We start from the raw sequence: 19,568 nt of genomic DNA, 5'->3' as shown, positions 1-19,568 counted from the left end.
GCTTATCGCCCAACTGGCAGTGGGTTTAGAGTTGATTTACGCCGCGCTCAAGGCAATAGCATGAACAATGTTCGAACCGGGGGTATGGTACATCATGAGGCATGCGCGATGACCGGCACGATCCTCGGCGATCCCGAACGGCATGGCTTTGATCCTGCACGCCTTACCGCGATCGATACGCTCCTTCGCGACCGGTATGTCGCGTCGGGACGGCTTCCCAACGCGCAGCTGCTGATCGCGCGCGACGGCGAGATCGTGCATTTCTCGCATCAGGGGCTCGCCCGCGAGGGGGCGCGCCGATCGACGAAAGCTCGCTGTTCCGGATCGCGTCGATGACCAAGCCGATCACCTCGATCGCGTTCATGATGCTGGTCGAGCAGGGGCTGGTCGCGCTCGATACGCCCGTCCACCACGTCCTGCCCGAGTTCAAGGGGATCGGCGTCTACAATGGCGGCGGCGCAGGCGTGCCGTTCGCGGTGAAGCCGACCGCCGAACCGATGCGGATGATCGATCTGCTGCGCCATACCTCGGGGCTGACCTACGGGTTCCAGAACCGCTCGAACGTCGATGCCGCGTACCGCGAGGGCAAGATCGAGAACTGGCACGGCAATCTCGATCTCGACGGTTTCATCGGCGCGCTGGGGGCGCTGCCGCTCGAATTCTCGCCCGGCACGTCGTGGAACTATTCGGTCGCGACCGACGTGCTGGGGGCGGTGATCGAACGGATCGCGGGCGTGAAGCTCGACACGTTCTTCACCACGCGGATCTTCGTCCCGCTCAAGATGGACGACACGTTCTTCCAGGTCCCCGCCGACAAGGTCGATCGTCTGACCGACTGTTACACCGTCGCACCGGGCAAGGGACGGACGATGCTCGACCGCGGCGAGAAGAGCGCGTGGAGCCGTCCGCCGACATTGTTGTCGGGCGGCGGCGGGCTCGTGTCGACCGCGCTCGACTATCACCGCTTCTGCCGGATGTGCCTCAACGGCGGCACGCTCGACGGCGCGCGCATCATCGGCCGCAAGACCCTCAACCTCATGACGCAGAACCATCTGCCCGGCGGGGCGGATCTCGCGACGCTGTCGCAGTCGCTGTTCAGCGAGGCGGCCAATGCCGGCACCGGCTTCGGTCTCGGCTTTGCCATCACGATCGATCCCGCCAGGTCGATGATCGCCGGTTCGAAGGGCGAATATTACTGGGGCGGGATGTTCTCGACGGCGTTCTTCATCGATCCGGTCGAGCGGCTGTCGATGGTGTTCATGACGCAGGTTTCGCCCAGCAGTCTCTACCCGATCCGCCGCGAACTCAAGACGATGATCTATGCGGCGATGACCTGATTTGCCGCCATCCAGATATTCCGTCACCCCAGCGAACGCTGGGGTCTCCCCGTTACGAGGAGATACCAGCTTTCGCTGGCATGACGTTCAAACCGCAGGAGAGTATATGACCAGCCCGATCCGCACCGAACGCCATGACGACGTGCTCGTCATCATCTCGAACAATCCGCCGGTCAACGCACTCGGCGCCGCGGTCCGCCAGGGCCTCGAAGCCGCGATCAAGGAAGGCGTCGCCGATGCGAGCATCACCGCGATGGTGATCCGCTGCGACGGCCGGACCTTCTTCGCCGGCGCCGACATCACCGAGTTCGGCAAGCCGATGATCGAGCCCGGCCTGCCGACCGTCGTCGACATGATCGAGGCGTCGTCGAAGCCCGTGGTCGCCGCGATCCACGGCACCGCGCTCGGCGGCGGGTGCGAGGTCACGCTCGGCTGCCACTACCGCGTCGCCGTCCCCTCGGCCAAGATCGGCACCCCCGAAGTGAAGCTCGGCCTGCTCCCCGGCGCCGGCGGCACGCAGCGCATCCCGCGCATCGCCGGCGTCAAGCTCGCGCTCGAGATGACCGCGAAGGGTGATCCGATCTCCGCGAAGAGGGCGCTCGACGCCGGGCTGATCGACAAGATTGTCGGCGAGGACAGCCTCGAGGCCGACGCGATCGCCTTCGCGCGCGAGATCGCGGCCAAGCGCCCCCTGCCCCGCGCGTCGGAGAAGACCGCTGAGGCCGATCCCGACGCGGTCGCCGCGTTCAAGAAGGAAAACGCGCGCCGCTTCCGCAACTTCGACGCGCCCGCCGCCAACATCGCCTGCGTCGAGAAGGCGGCCCACGGCTCCAGCTTCGCCGAGGGTGTCGCGTTCGAACGCGAGCAGTTCATGGCGCTCATGATGGGCGTCCAGTCCGCTGCGCAACGCCACATCTTCTTCGCCGAACGCCAGGCCGCCAAGATCGACGACGTCCCCGCCGACACCAAGCTGCGCGAGATCAAACGCGTCGGCGTGATCGGCGCGGGCACGATGGGCGGCGGCATCTCGATGAACTTCCTGTCCGCGGGCATTCCCGTCACGATCGTCGAGATGCAGCAGGACGCGCTCGACCGCGGCACCGGCGTCGTCCGCAAGAACTACGAGGCGACCGCCGCCAAGGGCCGGATGAAGCCAGAGCAGGTCGAGCAGGCGATGGGCGCGCTCAAACCCACGCTCGACTTCGCCGATCTCGCCGAGTGCGACCTGATCATCGAGGCGGTGTACGAGACGATGGAGGTGAAGAAGGACATCTTCACGCGTCTCGACGCGATCGCCAAGCCCGGCGCGATCCTCGCCTCGAACACCTCCTATCTGAACATCGACGAGATCGCGGCCTGCACGAAGCGTCCCGAGGACGTCGTGGGCATGCACTTTTTCTCACCCGCCAATGTGATGAAGCTGCTCGAGGTGGTCCGCGGCGACAAGACCGCGGACGATGTGCTCGCGACCGTCATGGCGCTCGCCAAGAAGATCAAGAAGGTCGCGGTCGTCGCGGGCGTCACCTACGGCTTCATCGGCAACCGCATGCTGATGCCGCGCCAGGTCGAGGCGACTAAGCTGCTGCTCGAGGGCGCGAGCCCCGAGCAGATCGACAAGGTCCATGTCGCGTTCGGCATGCCGATGGGTCCGTTCCAGATGAGCGACCTCGCCGGCGTCGACATCGGCTGGCACCGCGACCCGAGCCGGATCGAGAATATCCGCGACGCACTCGCCGCCGAAAACCGCTGGGGCCAGAAGACCAAGGCGGGCTTCTACGATTATGACGAGAAGCGCACGCCCTCGAACAGCCCCCGCGTGGCCGAGATCATCGACGATTTCCGCGCCAAGTCCGGCGTCACCCCGCGCGAGATCAGCGACGAGGAGATCGTCGTCCGCACGCTCTACACGATGGTCAACGAAGGCGCGCTGATCCTCGAGGAGGGCAAGGCCCAGCGCGCGTCCGACGTCGATGTGGTCTGGATCTACGGCTATGGCTGGCCCGTCTATCGCGGCGGCCCAATGTTCTGGGCGCAGTCGGAAGGCTTGCCGAAGGTCGTCGCTGGGCTCGAGAAATACGGGTTCCCCGTCGCCAAGTCGCTCAAGGACGCCGCCGCCAGCGGTGGCAAGATCAAGTAACTTCTACTCCCTCTCCCCTCGGGGGAGAGGGCCGGGGTGAGGGGCCGCCAAGCAGTGCTCCGCCCCTGGCAGCCCCTCACCCCACCCTCTCCCCGCAGGGGAGTGGGAGAAAGGAAGACACGATGACCGACCTCGACACCTTCCGCACCGAAACCCGCGCCTGGCTCGCGGAGAACTGCCCGCCCGAGATGCGCAAGCCGGTGCGCTCGGAGGACGACGTCTGCTGGGGTGGTCGCCAGTTCAAGCCATCGAGCCCCGCGCAAAAACAGTGGCTGGACCGGATGGCGGCCAAGGGCTGGACCGTCCCCGACTGGCCCAAGGCCTATGGCGGCGGCGGCCTGTCGCCGGCCGAGACCAAGATCCTCCGCGAGGAGATGGCCGCCATCAAGGCCCGCAACCCGCTCAATTCGTTCGGCATCTCGATGCTCGGACCGGCGCTGCTCAAATATGGCACCGAGGAGCAGAAGCTCGATCACCTCACCAAGATTGCACGCGGCGAGATCCGCTGGTGCCAGGGCTATTCCGAACCCAATGCGGGCTCCGACCTTGCCGGGCTCGCCACCTCGGCCGAGGACAAGGGCGACCATTATCTCGTCAACGGCCAGAAGGTCTGGACCAGCTATGCCGACAAGGCGGACTGGATCTTTTGCCTCGTCCGCACCGACAAGACTTCGAAGCAGGGCGGGATCAGCTTTGTGCTGTTCGACATGGCCACCCCCGGCGTTTCGACCAAGCCGATCCTGCTGATCAGCGGCAATTCGCCGTTCTGCGAGACCTTCTTCGACAATGTCGAGGTCCCCAAGGTCAACCGCGTCTACGAGGAGAACAAGGGCTGGGACGTCGCCAAATATCTGCTCGGGCATGAGCGCGAGATGATCTCGGGGATGGGGCTCGCCTCGTCGGGCGGCAACCCGCTGATCGACGGCGCGATCGCCACTGTCGGGCTCGGCCATGACGGCCGCCTCGCCGACCCGCTGCTGCGCGCATCGATCGCGCTGTTCGAGGTGCGCGCCAAGGCGTTCGGGGCGATGTCCGAGCGGTTCATCGACGAACTGAAGGCGGGCAAGGCGCATCCCGCGCAGCCGAGCATGATGAAATATTACGGCACCGAGCTGAACAAGTCTCGCTACGAACTGATGATGGCGGCGGGCGGCTCGGACGCGCTCGAATGGGACAGCGACCGCTCGCGCGGCGGTGCGATCCCGCGGTCGTGGCTGCGCACCAAGGCGAACTCGATTGAGGGCGGGACGAGCGAGATCCAGCTCAACATCATCGCCAAGCGGATCCTCGAACTGCCGGCGTAAATTCATTCCCTCTCCCCACCGGGGAGAGGGTGCCGCAGCGAAGCGAAGGCGGGTGAGGGGCAGTGAGGCTCGGACGATCCGCCCCACCACCCCTCACCCCGCCCCTCACCCCGGCGGGGAGAGGGAGCAGAAGGAACAGAAATGCCACTCTATCTCGACGACGACCAGACAGTCCTTCAGGACACGATCCGCGACTTCGTGGCGGAACACGCCCCCGTCAGCCACATGCGCGCGCTCCGCGACGCCGAGGACGAGACCGGCTTCTCGCGCGACCTGTGGAAGCAGTTCGCGGAGATGGGCTTTACCGGCATCCTGATCGGCGAGGACCAGGGCGGACTCGGGCTCGGCCATGTCGAGGCGGGCGTCGTGCTCGAACAGATCGGCCGCAACCTGTCGCCCTCCCCGTTCCTGACCACTGCGGTCGCCGCGGTCGAGGCGCTCAAGGGCACCGGCCAGGCCGAACGCTGGTTCCCCGGCATCATCGCCGGCGAGACCGTCGCTGCGCTCGCGATCGACGAGGCTGCCAAGCACCGCGACAGCATCGCGATGACCGCCGAACGCGCAGGCAACGGCTTCAGACTGACCGGCGCCAAGCGCTTCGTCGCGCATGGCCACACCGCCGACCTGATCATCGTCGCCGCGCGTACCGCAGGCGGCGCGGACGATGCCGACGGGATCACGCTGTTCGCAGTGCCGAAAGACGCCGCCGGGCTCAGCGCGAACGCCGAACGCCTCGCGGATGCAAGCCTTGCCGCGCGGCTCGACTTCGACGGCGTGGAGGTCGATGCGGACGCCGTGATCGGCGAGGTCGATGCCGGCCGCGCCCCGCTCGACCGGCTGCTGCGCGCGGGCCGCACCGGCGCGTCGGCCGAGCTGCTCGGCGTCGGCGGCGGCGCGATGGACATGACGATCGGTTACATGAAGCAGCGCAAGCAGTTTGGCACGCTGATCGGCAGCTTCCAGGCACTCCAGCACCGTGCCGCGCATCTCTACTCCGAGATGGAGGTCGCGCGCGCCGCCGTGCTCAAGGCGCAGCAGTTGCTCGACCTGGGAAGCGACCGCGCGGACGAGGCTGTCTCGGTCGCCAAGGCGATGACCGCGCTCGCCACGACGCTCAGCGTGCAGGAAAGCGTCCAGATGCACGGCGGCATCGGCATGACCGACGAATATGACATCGGCTTCTACATGAAGCGCGCCCGCGTGCTCGCCGAGCTGTTCGGCGACGCCAACTTCCATGCCGACCGACTGGCCATCGCAGCGGGCTATTGACGCTACGTTGTACCCCCGCGAAGGCGGGGGCCCAGACTGGGCTCCCGCCTTCGCGGGAGAGCATGGAGGTCAGATACGCGTGGATACTGCCGATACGTCCCCCGAAGCCCTCGCCAAGGGCCTTGTCGACCTGCTCGAGATCGAGGAGGTCGATACCGACCTGTATGTCGGCAAGCGCCAGCCCGGCGGTGTCGGTCGCGTGTTCGGCGGTCAGGTGATCGCGCAGGCGCTGCAAGCCGCGCAGCGCTCGACCGAGGCGCCCAAGGCGGCGCATTCGCTCCACGCCTATTTCATGCGCCCGGGTAACGAGGATTATCCGATCGTCTACCGCGTGGTCCGCGACTTCGAGGGCCGCAGCTTTGCGACGCGCCGCGTGATCGCGATGCAGAAGGGGCAGCCGATCCTCAACATGGCGGCATCGTTCCAGACGCCCGAGGACGGCCTGCATCACCAGGACGTGATGCCCGACGTCGCGCCACCCGAGACGCTCCGCTCGGACCGCGACCTGCGGCTGGAGAATCTCGACGGCATCCCCGAAAAATTCCGCGCGCACATGCTCCGCTGGCGCCCGATCGAGGTCCGCCCGGTCAACCCGCGCAGCTGGATCGATCCACCCGCGCAGGCGCCGAACCATGCCAACTGGTTTCGCATCGTCGCGCCGATCGGCGACGACCCCGCGATGCACCGCGCGGTCCTGTCCTATGCCTCGGACATGGCGCTGCTGGGGACCGCGCTGCTGCCGCACGGCGTCAACTGGATCACGCCGGGGCTACAGACCGCGAGCCTCGATCACTCGCTCTGGCTGCACGAGGATTTCCGCGCCGACGACTGGCTGCTCTACACCTGCGATGCACCCTGGTCGGGCCACGCGCGGGGCTTCAACCGCGGCAAGATCTTCTCGCGCGACGGCCGGCTGGTCGCAAGCGTCGCACAGGAAGGACTGATCCGGATGCGGCGCTGAGCCGACAGCGCCCCGCCCGACCCCGGGACCGCGTCAGACCGCGGTCTTGCCATAGTCCTGACGCGTCACCGGATGGCTCGACGACAGCCCGCCATCGACGGCGATCGCCTGGCCATTCACATAGCTGGCATCGTCCGACGCGAGGAACAGCGCGACCTTGGCGAGTTCGTCGGGCTGCGCGCCGCGGTGAAGCGGATTCAACCGACCGACGCGGTGCATCTTGTCGGATTCGCGGGCATAATCAAACACCGGTTTGGTCATCCCCGTCTCGGTCAGGCCCGGGCAGATCGCGTTGACCCGGACGTTGGACCCCGACAATTGCTGTGCCGACACCGCGGCAAGGTTGATCACGCCGGCCTTGGAGGCGGAATAGGCGGGCGAACCGGCACCCGACCGGATCCCCGCGACACTCGCGGTCAGGATGATCGCCCCCTTGCCGCGCTCGCCGATCCGCGGTGCGGCATGCTTGACCGCAAGGAACGGCCCGATGAGGTTGACGCGAAGCACCTCCGTGAACAGCGCCACCTCGGTATCGAACAGGTTCGCCATCCCGCCCGAGATCCCCGCATTGGCAAACATCACGTCGAGCCCGCCAAAGCTGTCGCACGCCAGCGCCACCGTGCGGACGACATCCTCCTCGGATCCCGCGTCCATCCGGATCGCGCTTGCCGTACCCCCGCATCGGTGATCATGCGCGCCGTCTCGTCGGCGCCCTCGGTGAGATCCGCGACGACCACCCGGCCGCCCTCCGCAGCGAACAGCAATGCCGCGGCCCGACCGATGCCCGAGCCCGCGCCGGTGACGATGATCGACCGGTCCTGAAATCGCATGATGCCCTCCGTTAAATCGTGACCCCGCCGTCGAGGACCATCGTCTGTCCCGTCATGAAGCTGCTCGCGGACGATGCGAGGAACACGACCGCGCCCGCTATCTCGTGCGGCTCGCCGATCCGTCGCAGCGGCACGCGCGTATTCGCGGCCTCGATCCGGTCGGGATGCTCCCACAGCGCGCGCGCGAAATCGGTCTTGATGAGGCCGGGCGCGATGCAGTTGACGCGGACGCCCGACGGACCGAACTCGACCGCAAGATTGCGTGCGAGCTGCATATCGGCGGCCTTGCTGATGCAATAGGCGCCGATCACCGGCGAGCCGCGAAGACCGCCGATCGACGAGATGATGATGATGCTCCCGGCGCCGCGCTCGATCATCTCCGGCGCGACCATTTGGATCAGCCAGTGGTTCGAGACGATGTTGTTGTCGAGGATCTTGCGGAACTGGTCGTCGGCGATACCCGCCTGCGGCCCGTAATAGGGGTTCGAGGCCGCGTTGCAGACGAGGATGTCGATCCTGCCGAACGCCGCCTGCGTCTGGTCGACCAGCGCCTGCAATCCCGCCTTGTCGGAGATGTTGGCCGCGATCGCGATCGCGGTGCCATCGCCGTGCCGGGCATTGATCTCGCGCGCCACACTATCGCACGCGTCCTGCTTGCGGCTCGAAATGACGACCTTCGCGCCGTGCTCGGCGAGTTCGCGCGCCGACGCAAGGCCGATGCCTCGCGACGACCCAGTAACGATCGCGACCATTCCGGTCAGGTCGAATTGTGACATCTGCTTGCTCCCTGTTCCGTCGATTGACGGCGTGAACGCCTACCGCTCCTCCAAACCCGTCATCAGCGAAGACTGAGTCTCGCCAAAGGACGGGACGTCATGTCGCGCGTCTCACGCCCCCGCCTTGACCGCGAACCCCCAGGCCGCGTCCGCGAGACCGTGGATCTTTGCCACCGTCTTCTCCGCCTGCGCGCTCGACGCCGTGCCGTCGATGATCCGCCGCTTGATCCCCTGGACGATCCCCGTCAGGCGGAAGAGATTGTACGCGAAATACCAGTTGAGATCGGGAACGCCGTCGCGCCCCGTTGCCGCGCAATAGCGTTCGACGACCTGCTCGATCGTCGGGATCCCCGTCTCGTCCCCGGTCATTCCGAGCACGCCGGAGCGTCCCTCGGGCTCGGTCACCCAGCTCATTAGCAGGTAGGAGAAATCGGCGAGCGGGTCGCCGAGCGTCGACAGCTCCCAGTCGAGCACCGCGATCACCCTGGGCTCGGCGGGTGCGAAGATCATGTTGTCGATACGATAGTCGCCGTGCACGATCGACGTCCGCGTCTGCTCGGGCAGCGTGCGCGGCAGCCATTCGATCAGCCGTTCGACCGAATCCATCCGCTCGGTCTCCGCCGCGCGATATTGTTTGGTCCACCGCCCGACCTGTCGCTCGAAATAATTGCCAGGCTTGCCATAGGCGCCGAGCCCGGCCGCGACGTGATCGGTATTGTGAAGCGCGGCGAGCGTGTCGACCATCGCATCATAATGCGCCCGACGATCGGCACGCGTCGCGCCGGGCATCGAACCGTCCCAGATGGTCCGTCCTTCGACCATCTCCATCACGTAGAACGCCGCGCCGATGACGCCGGGATCCTCGCAGAGCCCATATGGCCGCGGCACCGGAAAGCCCGTCGGATGGAGGCCGGCGATCACCGTATATTCACGGTCGACCGCGTGCGCGGAGGGCAGGATCGGCCCGAACGGTTTACGTCGCAGGACATACGCCCGCCCGGGCGTGTCGAGCCGGTAGGTGGGGTTCGACTGACCGCCGGCGAACTTGGCGTATGTCAGCGGCCCGGCAAATCCGTCGACGTTCGTGTCCATCCAGGCCGTCAGCCGGTCGAGATCGAGCCGGTCCTTCTCGCCGACCGCGATCGTGCCGACCATCGTGCTGGCTGCGTCGCTGCTCATGCGAAGGTGATCACGCTGCGGGTCGTGTCGCCGCGCCGCAGTTCGTCGAACGCGTCGTTGATCCGCTCGAGCGGCATCCGGTCGGCGATGATCGTGTCGAGATCGAGCAATCCGCGCATGTAGAAATCGACGAGACGCGGAATGTCGACGGGAAACCGGTTCGACCCCATGAACCCGCCCTGCAACCGCTTGCCCGACAGCAGGTCCATCGCCGACAACCCGACCTTCTCGCCGAGCGGCATCATCCCGAGGATCGTCGCGGTCCCGCCGCGGCGCAGCACCTTGACCGCGGTCGCGGCCGATTGCGCCCGCCCGACCGCCTCGATCGCGTGATGAACGCCGCCTTTGGTGATCGCGACGACCTCGTCGGCGGCGGTATCCGACAACGCGTCGATGCTGTGCGTCGCGCCGAGCTTCTCCGCCATCGCCCGCTTTTCGGGTACGGGATCGAGCGCGATGATCTTGCCGGCGCCCGCGATCTTCGCCGCGTTCACCGCCGCGAGCCCGATGCCACCGCAGCCGACGACGCACACCGTCTCGCCCGGCGTCACGTCGGTGGTGTTGAACACCGCGCCTGCCCCGGTGGTGATCGCACAGCCCAGCAACGCGGCGCGATCCATCGGCATGTCGCGATCGATCGCGACGCACGCATGCTCGTGAACCAGCATCATCTCGGCATAGGCGGACAGGTTGAGCATCTGCGCGATCGGCCGGTCGCCGAGCATGAGCCGCGGCGCGGCGCCCTTGGGACGACGCACCGAAGCGTCGATGCAGAGCGCCATGCGCCCGGTGACGCAGAATTCGCAGTGACCGCAGAACGCCGACAGACACGTCACGACATGGTCGCCGACCTTGACCATGCCGACCTCGTCACCGATCGCCTCGACCACGCCGCAGGCTTCGTGGCCGGGGATCGTCGGCATCGCATGCGGATAGGCGCCGTCGACGAAGTGCAGGTCCGAACGGCAGACGCCCACCGCCATTGTCCGGATCAGGACCTCGCGCGGGCCCGGCTTCGAGACGGTGACGTCCTCGATGCTGAGTGGGGTATTGGCTTCGAAAAGGACGGCGGCTTTCATGGGTCGATGCGCTCCGGATCAAGACCGTCATCCTGACGAAAATCAGGACCCGGAGCCAAGGTCGTCGCGCTTGTGGCTCTGGGTCCTGGGTCGAGCCCAGGATGACGAAGGCAGACTAAGTGAAGGCGTTGCGGGCTTACCGGCTCACCCCGATATCCCCGCTCGATACGCCACCCTTGCGGAAGTCGCCGTATTTCCCGAATTCGTTGCGCGCGATCGAGCGGTTGTGGACTTCGTCCGGACCATCGGCGAACCGGAGCGTCCGCATCGCCGCCCAGTCGTGCGCCAGCCGGAAATCGCCCGATACGCCGCCGCCGCCATGCGCCTGGATCGCGTCGTCGAGGATCCTGAGCGCCATGTTCGGCGCGGCGACCTTGATCATCGAGATCTCGATCTGCGCGGACTTGTTGCCCGCCTTGTCCATCATGTCCGCCGCCTTGAGGCACAACAGCCGCGTCATCTCGATATCGATCCGCGCGGTGGCGATCCGCTCCTCCCACACCGAGAAGTCCGCGATCCGCTTGCCGAACGCGACGCGGGTCAGCAGACGCCGCGCCATCGCCTCGATCGCGGTCTCGGCCACACCGATCGTTCGCATGCAGTGGTGGATGCGGCCCGGTCCAAGCCGGCCCTGCGCGATCTCGAACCCGCGTCCCTCGCCCAGCAGCACGTTCTCGACGGGCACGCGGACATTGTCGAGCACGACCTCGCCATGCCCGTGCGGCGCATGATCATAGCCGTAGACCGACAGCATCCGCTTGATCGTCACGCCGGGCGTGTCCATCGGCACGAGGATCTGGCTCTGCTGCTGGTGACGCGAGCCCTCGAGGCTCGTCTTGCCCATCACGATCGCGATCTTGCACCGCGGATCGCCGACACCCGACGACCACCATTTGGTCCCGTTGATCACGTAATGATCGCCGTCGCGCACCATCGACGTCTCGATGTTGGTCGCATCCGACGACGCCACCGCGGGTTCGGTCATCAGGAACGCGGACCGGATCTCGCCGCGCATCAGCGGCCCCAGCCACGCCTCCTTCTGTTCGCGCGTGCCATAGCGGTGGAACACCTCCATATTGCCCGTATCGGGTGCGGAACAGTTGAAGCATTCGCTCGCCCAGCTGACCTTGCCCATCTCTTCCGCGCATAACGCATATTCGAGATTGGTCAGCTGCGTCCCTTCGAACGCGAAGGAATCATCGACATGCGTCTGGCCCGAATGCGGCGGCATGAAGAAATTCCAGAGCCCCGCGGCCTTGGCCTTCTCCTTCATCTCCTCGATGACCGGAATCACCTTCCAGCGCTCGCCCTCATGCGCCTGCGCGTCATAATCGGACTGTCGCGGACGGATGTTCTGGTCGATGAAATCCCGCACCCGGTCGCGAAAATACGTCTCTCGTTCGCTCAAGGTGAAATCCACGTGCGGCCTCCTTCGCAATCCCGTTTCATGACCCGGGTAAACCATACCGCATCTTCGGTAAAGCATCGAACGAGGCGTCAGACACGCCTTTTACAAGCCACGGCGAAAGCGCCTAAAAAGCACTGTATCTTCAAATTGAAACTGTTAGGGTGTTTCGATGAAGATTCCGGCAGCGGCAGGCGACGAGGGCGAACAGGGCACGAAGCGCTTCCGCGCGAAACGTGACGCCATACTTGCCGCAGCGGCAGAGGCGATCAACGAACAGAGCGCGAAGGGCATGACGTTTGCAGACGTCGCGCGCCGCGTCGGCCTCAACACGACGAGCGTTACCTATTATTTCAAGCGCAAGGAAGACCTTGCCGCCGCCGCGTTCGAGAACACGCTCGACTATCTCCTGCGCATGCTCGACGAGGCGATGGAGGAAGCGACGCCGCGCGAACGCGTCGCGCGCTATCTCTCGCTCAACATGGCCCGGCTCGGACGCGTCCAGCGCGGCGAGGAAAAGTCGTTCGCCGTCCTGTCCGACCTGCGCGCAACCGAGGATCCGATCCGCAGCCGGTTGATGGCGGGCTGGCGCGAGGTGTTCCGTCGCACGCGACTGTTATGGGGTCCTTCGACGGGCCGTGCGCAGACCGACATCCAGAGCGCGCGTGCGCACGTCCTGCTCGAGAACACGTTCTGGCTGCCGATCTGGCTGACGCGGTACGAGCCCGACCAATATGCGCGTGTCGAGACGCGGCTGATGGACGTATTTGCGCACGGGATCGCGGGCCCCTCCGCGCGCTGGTCCCCAAGCTGATCGACCTGAGCCACGACGATGCCGAACCGGGGCGCGAGGCCTTTCTGCTGGCGGCGACGCGGCTGATCAACGAGCTCGGCTATCGCGGCGCCTCGGTACAGAAGATCGCGTCCGAGCTGAACGTCACCAAAGGCAGCTTCTACCACCATCTCGATGCGAAGGACGATCTGGTCATCGCCTGCTACAAGCGGAGCTTCGACACGATCGCGGATGCGCAGGCACGTGGCGAGGCGCAGGGCGGCACCTATTGGAACCGGCTGTCGAGCACGCTGGCGACATTGCTCGACGTCCAGTTCGCCGAGAGCGGGCCGCTGCTGCGGACGACCGCGCTCAGCGGACTCCCGCCGCGCGTGCGCGATGCGATGGTCGAACGGTCGAACGGCATCGCGCGGCGCTATGCGGGCATGATGATGGACGGGATCGGCGAAGGGTCGATCCGTGCGGTCGACGCGCTGATCGCGGCGCAGGCGCTGATGGCGTTGCAGAATGCGGCGTTCGACATGCGCAAATGGGCAGCGACGATGCCCCGCGAAAAAGCGATCCAGCTCTACGCCTCGACGATCCTCTACGGCCTGTTCGACGACCGCATGGGCCAGGACTGACACGGCACGTCCGCAAGACCGGTAGTTTGACGCGGACCGGGCATCCGCCCGCCCCGCGCCAATCTTTCAGTGTGCGCGCGCGGCGGTCACGATGTCCTCGTCCCGCTTGAGCAGCACGCCTGCACGCCAATAGTGGAACAGCGCCCAGGGCGTCATCATGACGACGATGACCAGCGCATAGCGAAGCGAGTCTTCGCCAAAGCCGGGCTTCAGGATGTCGCTCAGCCAGCCGACGATCGTCGGGCCGAGGCCCAGCCCGATCAGGTTGATGACGAGCAGCGTGATCGCCGCCCACATCGCACGGATCCGCAAGGGGGCAAGATGCTGGATCAGCGCGAAGCTCGGTCCCAGGTAGGAATTGGCGAAGATCAGGTAGATGAAATAGCTGCCGATCGCGATCGCGGGCACGTCGATCATGTAGAAGGCCAGCGCGAACGGCAGCGCGAGTGCCTTCATCACAAGCACCACCCAGGACTGGACGTGCAAGCCGTGACGCTTGGCGAGCACGTCCGCGATCTTGCCGCCTGCCAGCGCGGAGATGGCGCCGAACAGCGCCCCCGGCAGCGCGATGTAGCGCGACACGTCGAGCATCGAGATCCCGAGCGAGCGCTGCATGAAGCTCGGCCCCCAGCCCGTCAGCGCATACCCGATCATCGACGTGAGCGTCACACCCATCACCAGATGGCGCGCCGGCGCGCTCGCCCACATCGATGCAAAGCCCTGCGCGATACTCGGCATCGCCTGTTGCTCCGCCACGCGACTGGCATCCGACAGGCCGCGGCGGGGCTCGACCATGAACAGCCGGACCACCACGGCGAGGACGATGCCGGGCAGCCCGACCGTCATCATCGCGATCCGCCAGCCATAGGCATGCGCGACGACACCCCCGATCAGCGTGCCGAACCCCGCCCCCAGGACGACGCCGAGCGAATAGACCGCCATCGCGCTGGCACGCTTTTCGGGTGGATAGAGATCCGCGATGATCGAGTGACTTGGCGGGCTCGACCCCGCCTCGCCGATCCCGACGCCGATACGGAACAACATCAACTGTGTGAAATTCTGCGCTAACCCGCACAATGCGGTCATCGCGCTCCAGATCGTCAGGCTGACCGCGATGATGTTGCGACGACTGGTCCGGTCGGCAAGCCGCGCGACGGGAATGCCGAGCGTCGCATAGAAGATCGCAAAGACGAGCCCGGATAAAAGCCCCAGCTGCGTATCCGTGAGGACGAGATCCGCCTTGATCCGCTCGAGCAGGATCGCAAGGATTTGCCGGTCCATGTAACTGAAGAAATAGGTCAGCGTGAGTAGGGTGAGCGTCAATCCGCGACGCTTCATGGCCAATGCGTCTGCGATCTCGGGGTGCGTCTTGAACGCTGTCGCCATGATCATCCTCTCAACTCGTTACTGGCCTCACGACCTGCTTGGACCATACCCGATGCAGGAAAGCGAGGCCAGGTGTCGAGAAAATCAAAATCGTTGCGACAAACCGACTTTTGCGGTGAAGCCCAGCGGCGATGCCGTGAACGGATCGTAATTCTGATCCAGTCGGGCAAAGGGCGGGGCACGATCGAAGATGTTGAGCGCGGACAGCGAGATCGTCGATCCCGTCGGCAACGCGATCCTGAGCGTTGCGTCCATCGTCTTGAACGCACCGATCTCCTTGCCCCCCGTAACCGAAGCACCAGCCAGCGCGCCGAAGTTCGGCCCGAAGATCGCCGCCCCGCGCTGGTCGGTGTAGCCGTCGATATAGTTGAACTGGAGCCGAAGGCTGGCGATGTCATAGTCGCCCTGGACGTACCAATTGCCCTTGATCTCGGGCACCGGATAGGCGGTCGTCTGGTAGTTGAGCAGGCCGACACCGTTGAACGCCGGCTGCACGACGACCCCCTCGACCGTCACGTCCTTGGTCTTGTATTCGATGACATAGGTGCCCGTCGCGCCGACGGTGACGGTCGCGAGCCCGATGTCGCCGCGATAGGTCGCCTGGACGTCGAGACCCGAGGTCGTCACGTCCGCGCTGTTGACGTACACCGTCCGCAACCGCTGCACGTTCGCGACACCACAACCCGCGCCGGTGAAGGTGAACCGCTGCTGGAGCGCCGCAAACGCCGCATTGCCGCAGTTCGCGATGCCGCTCGCGCCGAACAGCGCATTGACGATGCCTTGCGTCGGCTCCTGCTCGATCGGCCCCTTCAGGTCATAGCGGAAATAGTCGACGCTCGCGTTAAAGCCGCCGATGTCGACGATCACGCCACCGCTGTACGTCGTCGCCTTCTCGGGCGACAGATTGGGGTTGCCGTTGATATCGACCGCGCGGAACGACGTACCTATGATCTGCAGCGCGGTCAGGTTGCCCTCGAGCTGCTGCGCAGGCGGGCCGCGGAACGTCGTGCCCGCACCGCCGCGCAGCGCGAGCCACGGCGCAACCTGGACACGCAGGCGCCCCTGCGGGTTGAACGTCGATCCGACCGCTCCGCCATAATCCTCATAGCGCGCCGAAAGCTGCGCGTTGACCGCCTGGAAGATCGGCAGCTGCAGTTCGGCGAACAGCGCCTTCACGTCGCCGACCGACGACGCATTGCGATTGGTCCCGAGAAAGCCGAGCGCGCCCGTCTGCGGCGTACAGGTCGCATTGGGGTTGAGCGGCGAGCCGGGGCAAGGGTTGGTCGCGAGGTTGCTGTCCGCGTTGTAGTTCACCGAATAATGATTGCGGCGATACTGGCCACCGATCGCGAAGCCGACATCGCCACCGGGAAGCCGCAGCCCGGTCCGCCCGCCAAGGACGAGGTCGCCGACGAACAGCTTGGTGTCGTAGACGGTACGCGTCGTGCGGAAGAAATTGTCGACCGTCGCAACGTCGTTGACCAGCCCGGCGCCCGGAGTCGTGCTCAGGCCGTTGGTGCCGCGCGATCCGGCATAGGCGGGATTGGCCTGACCGGTGACGGGGTTGACCGCGACCGCGGTCGAGAAGGGATTGAAGAAGGTACAGCCGTTGGTGCCCGCGAGCGCCGCGATCTGGGCAGCGCTGAGCCCTGCGCGCGAGGCGGTGGTCGCGAACGCGCAATTCGCGCCGCCAAAACCCGCGATCGCGTTCTGGAGCAGGTCGCCGAACGTGTCGGTCCCCTCATTCTCGCGATAATATTCCGAATAGGTGCCGCTGGCGGTCAGGTTGATGCGGTCCGTGACTTCCCAGGACAAATCGGCGGTGAAGCGCATCGAGTCCGACTGGCGCTTCGAAAACGCCGATCCGCGATCATTGTCGCCCCCCTGGAAGACGGGATTGCCGCCGAGCAATGCGGGCCGGAACAGGACGGGGAACGCCAGCGCAGGCGCGAGTGGCGTCCCGTTCGCCGTGAGACACCCCGCCGCAGTTCCATAGGTCTGGCAATAATCACGCAGCGCGGGCGCGTAGGTCGGCACCTGGAAGAACCCCGAACCCCCGCCGGCGGCGTTGGCCGAAGGCGGCAAGGTCGGTAGATAGGTCGGCGACGTGGTGATCCGCGTCGAGGTCGACCCGTACAGTGCACTCGCGGTGAACTGCAGCGAACTCGTCAGGTCGATCGCGAATTCGGCATAGGCCTGATAGCGATCCTCGGGCTCGACGAGATTGCCGAACTGCCCGTAATTGTTGAAGCACCGATCCGTCGGCACCGCGATCGTGCCAACCGCGGTCGGCGTCGGCGTGCTCGACCCGGGCGTGCTGCGGAATCCGCCGAGCGATTCGCACCCGAGATCGCGGATGAAGTTGACACCGTTCGACGCGCCGGTCGCGCCATAGCCGGTGAACAACCGCCCGGTTGCGGGGTCGACGAACGGCACCGTCGCGTTGAAGTCGAAATTGCCCGGGTTGCCGCCCCCGTCCAGCCGCCCTGCGGATTGTTGGCATAGGGCTGGATCGTGAAGTCGCGGTCGGTGGTCCGCAATTCCGACCGGTGCTGATACCCGAACGAGGCGAGCATGCGAAAGCCGTTGCCGCTATGGCCATAGCTGATCGCGGTGCCGTAATCACCTTTGGACCCGTCGATATAGCGATAGTCGCCGGAGACGAGGAAGCCCTTCTGGTCGGTGCGCGTGATGAAGTTGACGACGCCGGCGATCGCATCCGAGCCATAGGTCGCGGCGGCCCCGTCCTTCAGCACCTCGACCCGCCCGATCGCACCCGACGGGATCAGGTTGATGTCGACGATCGGAATGCCGCCCCCGACCGGCACCAGCCGCTTGCCGTTGAGCAGCACGAGCGTGCGCTGCGGGCCGAGCCCGCGCAGATTGACCGAAGCGACGCCCTCATTGCCCTGGCTGCGGCTGTCGAATTGGTTCGCGTCGCCCGTGACGCCGTTCGATGTCGGCAGATTCTTGAGCAGCTCGACCGCGGTGGGCGCGCCCTGTTTGGCGAGCTCGTCCCCCGAAATCACGTCGACCGGCGCGGCGGCATCCTCCGACGATCCACGGATCAGCGATCCCGTGACAATGATGTCGGGGCTGCCGTTCTGCACGGCATTCGACGACGCCGCATTCGACGAACTGCCGAGCGTCGCGTCGGCGCCCGTTTGCGCCCCGGACTGCCCCGCCGAGCCGACAGGTCGCGGATCGCCCCCGACCTGCGCCGCAGCCGGCGAAACGAGTGCACATGCGAGTACGGAAAATGCGCACGCGACGAAATAGCGCTGCTTGGCCACATCTCTCTCCCTGTCCGGCCGGAGCACTGATGGCCCGTACCGCAACTTCGAATAGATGCCTCACAGCGACGATCGTCAAGCGGTAAAAGCGTAGCAAATTGCTACGTAATATTACGGATCCAGGGCCGAACGACAGCCCGTGAAACGTCCGGGTCGGCCAAAACCGCTCTTCGAAATCCTCTGGGTGTCGATGGGTGGGACGCTGCGCCTGATCGATCCGGGAATGACGTGCATTCCGCCTGGATGTGCGACTGATGTGTGCAGGACGTTGGGAAACAGAAGGACGGCGGAAGGTCCGGCCATGCCGGCCTTCCGCCTTATCCCCTCTCCAACCTCGTTACCGGGCGCGACCTGTTGGCCTGCATGCCCCTGGAATGGCCGGACATCGATCATGTCGACGGCACATTGCCTCCGTCACTTCGCTTCGTCTACGAAACTGAAAGTCGGGTATGCGGGCTTCATGGCAGCTTTGCCGACGTGTTGCAAAGGAAGTTTCGGCAATCTCGATCATCCCCGACCAAAGTCGGGGCCGCCGCCTCGATATCGGTGACGCCTGTCCGCTGCTAGGCCTGCGCGCTGGGCCGCGCGGAGGCCCGGCGGTGCCAGTCCGTCAGATTGCCCAGCTCGCCCGGCATGGGGATGCCCACGAAGGTCGCGAAGTCGATCGTCGTCAGCAGCACGATGTCCGCGATCGTGTACCGCACGCCGTCGAGCCACGATCCGCCGCTCAGCGCGTGGTCGAACTCTGCCATCGCCGCGAGCACGCGCGGGCGCTGCGTCTCGCCGAACTCGGTATATTGCGGCTTCACGATCCGCGCGGTCCACGGATGCGTATGTTGCCAGACGAGCCCGAGCGGCGTCATCAGCCGCATCTCGACGCGGCGCGTCCACATGTCGACCTCGGCGATGTTGAGCGCCCCCTGCCCGAACAGCGGCGGGTCGGGATGCAGCGCCTCGAAATAGCGGCAGATCGCGACACTCTCGGTCAGCACGCGGCCATCGTCGAACGCGAGCGCCGGCGTCTGCCCATGCGGGTTCACCGCGAGATACGCCGCCGCCTTGTGCTCGGCCTTCGGGATCGAGACCTGCGCCATCGGCACCCGGACGTGCTTCTCGGCGAGGAATATCCGGACCCGGCGCGGATTGGGGGCCGGTGACGCGCTATCGTAGAACAGCATGGGCAAGAGCCTTCACGA

12 protein-coding genes and 3 pseudogenes are annotated in these 19,568 nt (G+C 65.8%); 6 read left to right on the top strand and 9 right to left on the bottom strand.

Translation table 11 applies throughout. The features are described from left to right. The first annotated feature begins 108 nt into the window (after nucleotides 1-108). From QP165_RS16110 to QP165_RS16090, 5 genes and pseudogenes are all read left to right on the top strand, one after another. A pseudogene (locus QP165_RS16110) lies at nucleotides 109-1,337 on the top strand (serine hydrolase domain-containing protein). Between the two features lie 106 nt (nucleotides 1,338-1,443). After that, complete coding sequence (locus QP165_RS16105) at nucleotides 1,444-3,474, top strand: 3-hydroxyacyl-CoA dehydrogenase NAD-binding domain-containing protein (RefSeq protein WP_333996373.1); 2,031 nt, start codon at nucleotides 1,444-1,446, stop codon at nucleotides 3,472-3,474. Between the two features lie 122 nt (nucleotides 3,475-3,596). Beyond that, nucleotides 3,597-4,778 carry an acyl-CoA dehydrogenase family protein gene (locus QP165_RS16100; protein WP_333996372.1) on the top strand — a complete coding sequence of 394 codons (1,182 nt, stop codon included), beginning with the start codon at nucleotides 3,597-3,599 and terminating at the stop codon, nucleotides 4,776-4,778. Between the two features lie 141 nt (nucleotides 4,779-4,919). Continuing rightward, the gene (locus tag QP165_RS16095; protein WP_333996371.1) at nucleotides 4,920-6,047 is read left to right on the top strand and encodes an acyl-CoA dehydrogenase family protein; all 1,128 of its coding nucleotides are present in this window, start codon (nucleotides 4,920-4,922) and stop codon (nucleotides 6,045-6,047) included. 79 nt (nucleotides 6,048-6,126) lie between these two features. Beyond that, nucleotides 6,127-7,008, top strand: a complete 882-nt coding sequence (locus tag QP165_RS16090) for an acyl-CoA thioesterase (protein WP_333996370.1) — start codon at nucleotides 6,127-6,129, stop codon at nucleotides 7,006-7,008. A gap of 33 nt (nucleotides 7,009-7,041) precedes the next feature. Here the strand turns inward: QP165_RS16090 and QP165_RS16085 are convergent. The 5 genes and pseudogenes from QP165_RS16085 to QP165_RS16065 form a co-directional block, all read right to left on the bottom strand. Continuing rightward, nucleotides 7,042-7,838, bottom strand: a pseudogene (locus tag QP165_RS16085) (SDR family NAD(P)-dependent oxidoreductase). A gap of 11 nt (nucleotides 7,839-7,849) precedes the next feature. Beyond that, nucleotides 7,850-8,614 (bottom strand): SDR family oxidoreductase, encoded by a 765-nt coding sequence (locus QP165_RS16080; RefSeq protein WP_333996369.1) that lies wholly within the window; start codon nucleotides 8,612-8,614, stop codon nucleotides 7,850-7,852. A 111-nt stretch (nucleotides 8,615-8,725) separates the two neighbouring features. Next, the gene (locus QP165_RS16075; protein ID WP_333996368.1) at nucleotides 8,726-9,793 is read right to left on the bottom strand and encodes a phosphotransferase family protein; all 1,068 of its coding nucleotides are present in this window, start codon (nucleotides 9,791-9,793) and stop codon (nucleotides 8,726-8,728) included. Continuing rightward, nucleotides 9,790-10,872, bottom strand: a complete 1,083-nt coding sequence (locus QP165_RS16070) for a Zn-dependent alcohol dehydrogenase (protein WP_333996367.1) — start codon at nucleotides 10,870-10,872, stop codon at nucleotides 9,790-9,792. Before QP165_RS16070 ends, QP165_RS16075 begins: the two co-directional genes overlap by 4 nt. A 136-nt stretch (nucleotides 10,873-11,008) precedes the next feature. Continuing rightward, nucleotides 11,009-12,292 carry an acyl-CoA dehydrogenase family protein gene (locus QP165_RS16065; protein WP_333996366.1) on the bottom strand — a complete coding sequence of 428 codons (1,284 nt, stop codon included), beginning with the start codon at nucleotides 12,290-12,292 and terminating at the stop codon, nucleotides 11,009-11,011. A gap of 157 nt (nucleotides 12,293-12,449) precedes the next feature. Between QP165_RS16065 and QP165_RS16060 the strand changes: the two are divergent. Continuing rightward, nucleotides 12,450-13,693 (top strand): annotated as a pseudogene (locus tag QP165_RS16060) (TetR/AcrR family transcriptional regulator). Between the two features lie 66 nt (nucleotides 13,694-13,759). On the opposite strand, the gene QP165_RS16055 reads toward QP165_RS16060, so the two are convergent. The 4 genes from QP165_RS16055 to QP165_RS16040 form a co-directional block, all read right to left on the bottom strand. Beyond that, entirely contained in the window at nucleotides 13,760-15,079 is a 1,320-nt protein-coding gene (locus QP165_RS16055; RefSeq protein ID WP_333996365.1) for a spinster family MFS transporter, read from the bottom strand. An 84-nt stretch (nucleotides 15,080-15,163) separates the two neighbouring features. Continuing rightward, complete coding sequence (locus QP165_RS16050; protein WP_333997055.1) at nucleotides 15,164-16,912, bottom strand: TonB-dependent receptor domain-containing protein; 1,749 nt, start codon at nucleotides 16,910-16,912, stop codon at nucleotides 15,164-15,166. A 335-nt stretch (nucleotides 16,913-17,247) separates the two neighbouring features. Further along, nucleotides 17,248-18,372, bottom strand: a complete 1,125-nt coding sequence (locus QP165_RS16045; RefSeq protein ID WP_333996364.1) for a TonB-dependent receptor plug domain-containing protein — start codon at nucleotides 18,370-18,372, stop codon at nucleotides 17,248-17,250. A gap of 563 nt (nucleotides 18,373-18,935) precedes the next feature. After that, nucleotides 18,936-19,550 carry a glutathione S-transferase family protein gene (locus QP165_RS16040; RefSeq protein WP_333996363.1) on the bottom strand — a complete coding sequence of 205 codons (615 nt, stop codon included), beginning with the start codon at nucleotides 19,548-19,550 and terminating at the stop codon, nucleotides 18,936-18,938. Nucleotides 19,551-19,568 lie beyond the last annotated feature (18 nt).

It is taken from the genome of Sphingomonas sp. 22R3R2A-7, from assembly GCF_036856055.1.
Classification (GTDB): Bacteria; Pseudomonadota; Alphaproteobacteria; order Sphingomonadales; family Sphingomonadaceae; genus Sphingomonas.
This window is presented reverse-complemented; position numbering and strand designations above follow the sequence as displayed.

Coding starts and splice junctions, on each gene's coding strand:
- QP165_RS16080 (WP_333996369.1), bottom strand. CDS start 8,614: ATGTCACAATTCGACCTGACCGGAATGGTCGCGATCGTTACTGGGTCG.
- QP165_RS16095 (WP_333996371.1), top strand. CDS start 4,920: ATGCCACTCTATCTCGACGACGACCAGACAGTCCTTCAGGACACGATC.
- QP165_RS16100 (WP_333996372.1), top strand. CDS start 3,597: ATGACCGACCTCGACACCTTCCGCACCGAAACCCGCGCCTGGCTCGCG.
- QP165_RS16075 (WP_333996368.1), bottom strand. CDS start 9,793: ATGAGCAGCGACGCAGCCAGCACGATGGTCGGCACGATCGCGGTCGGC.
- QP165_RS16055 (WP_333996365.1), bottom strand. CDS start 15,079: ATGGCGACAGCGTTCAAGACGCACCCCGAGATCGCAGACGCATTGGCC.
- QP165_RS16050 (WP_333997055.1), bottom strand. CDS start 16,912: ATGCGCTTCACCGCCGATTTGTCCTGGGAAGTCACGGACCGCATCAAC.
- QP165_RS16105 (WP_333996373.1), top strand. CDS start 1,444: ATGACCAGCCCGATCCGCACCGAACGCCATGACGACGTGCTCGTCATC.
- QP165_RS16040 (WP_333996363.1), bottom strand. CDS start 19,550: ATGCTGTTCTACGATAGCGCGTCACCGGCCCCCAATCCGCGCCGGGTC.
- QP165_RS16070 (WP_333996367.1), bottom strand. CDS start 10,872: ATGAAAGCCGCCGTCCTTTTCGAAGCCAATACCCCACTCAGCATCGAG.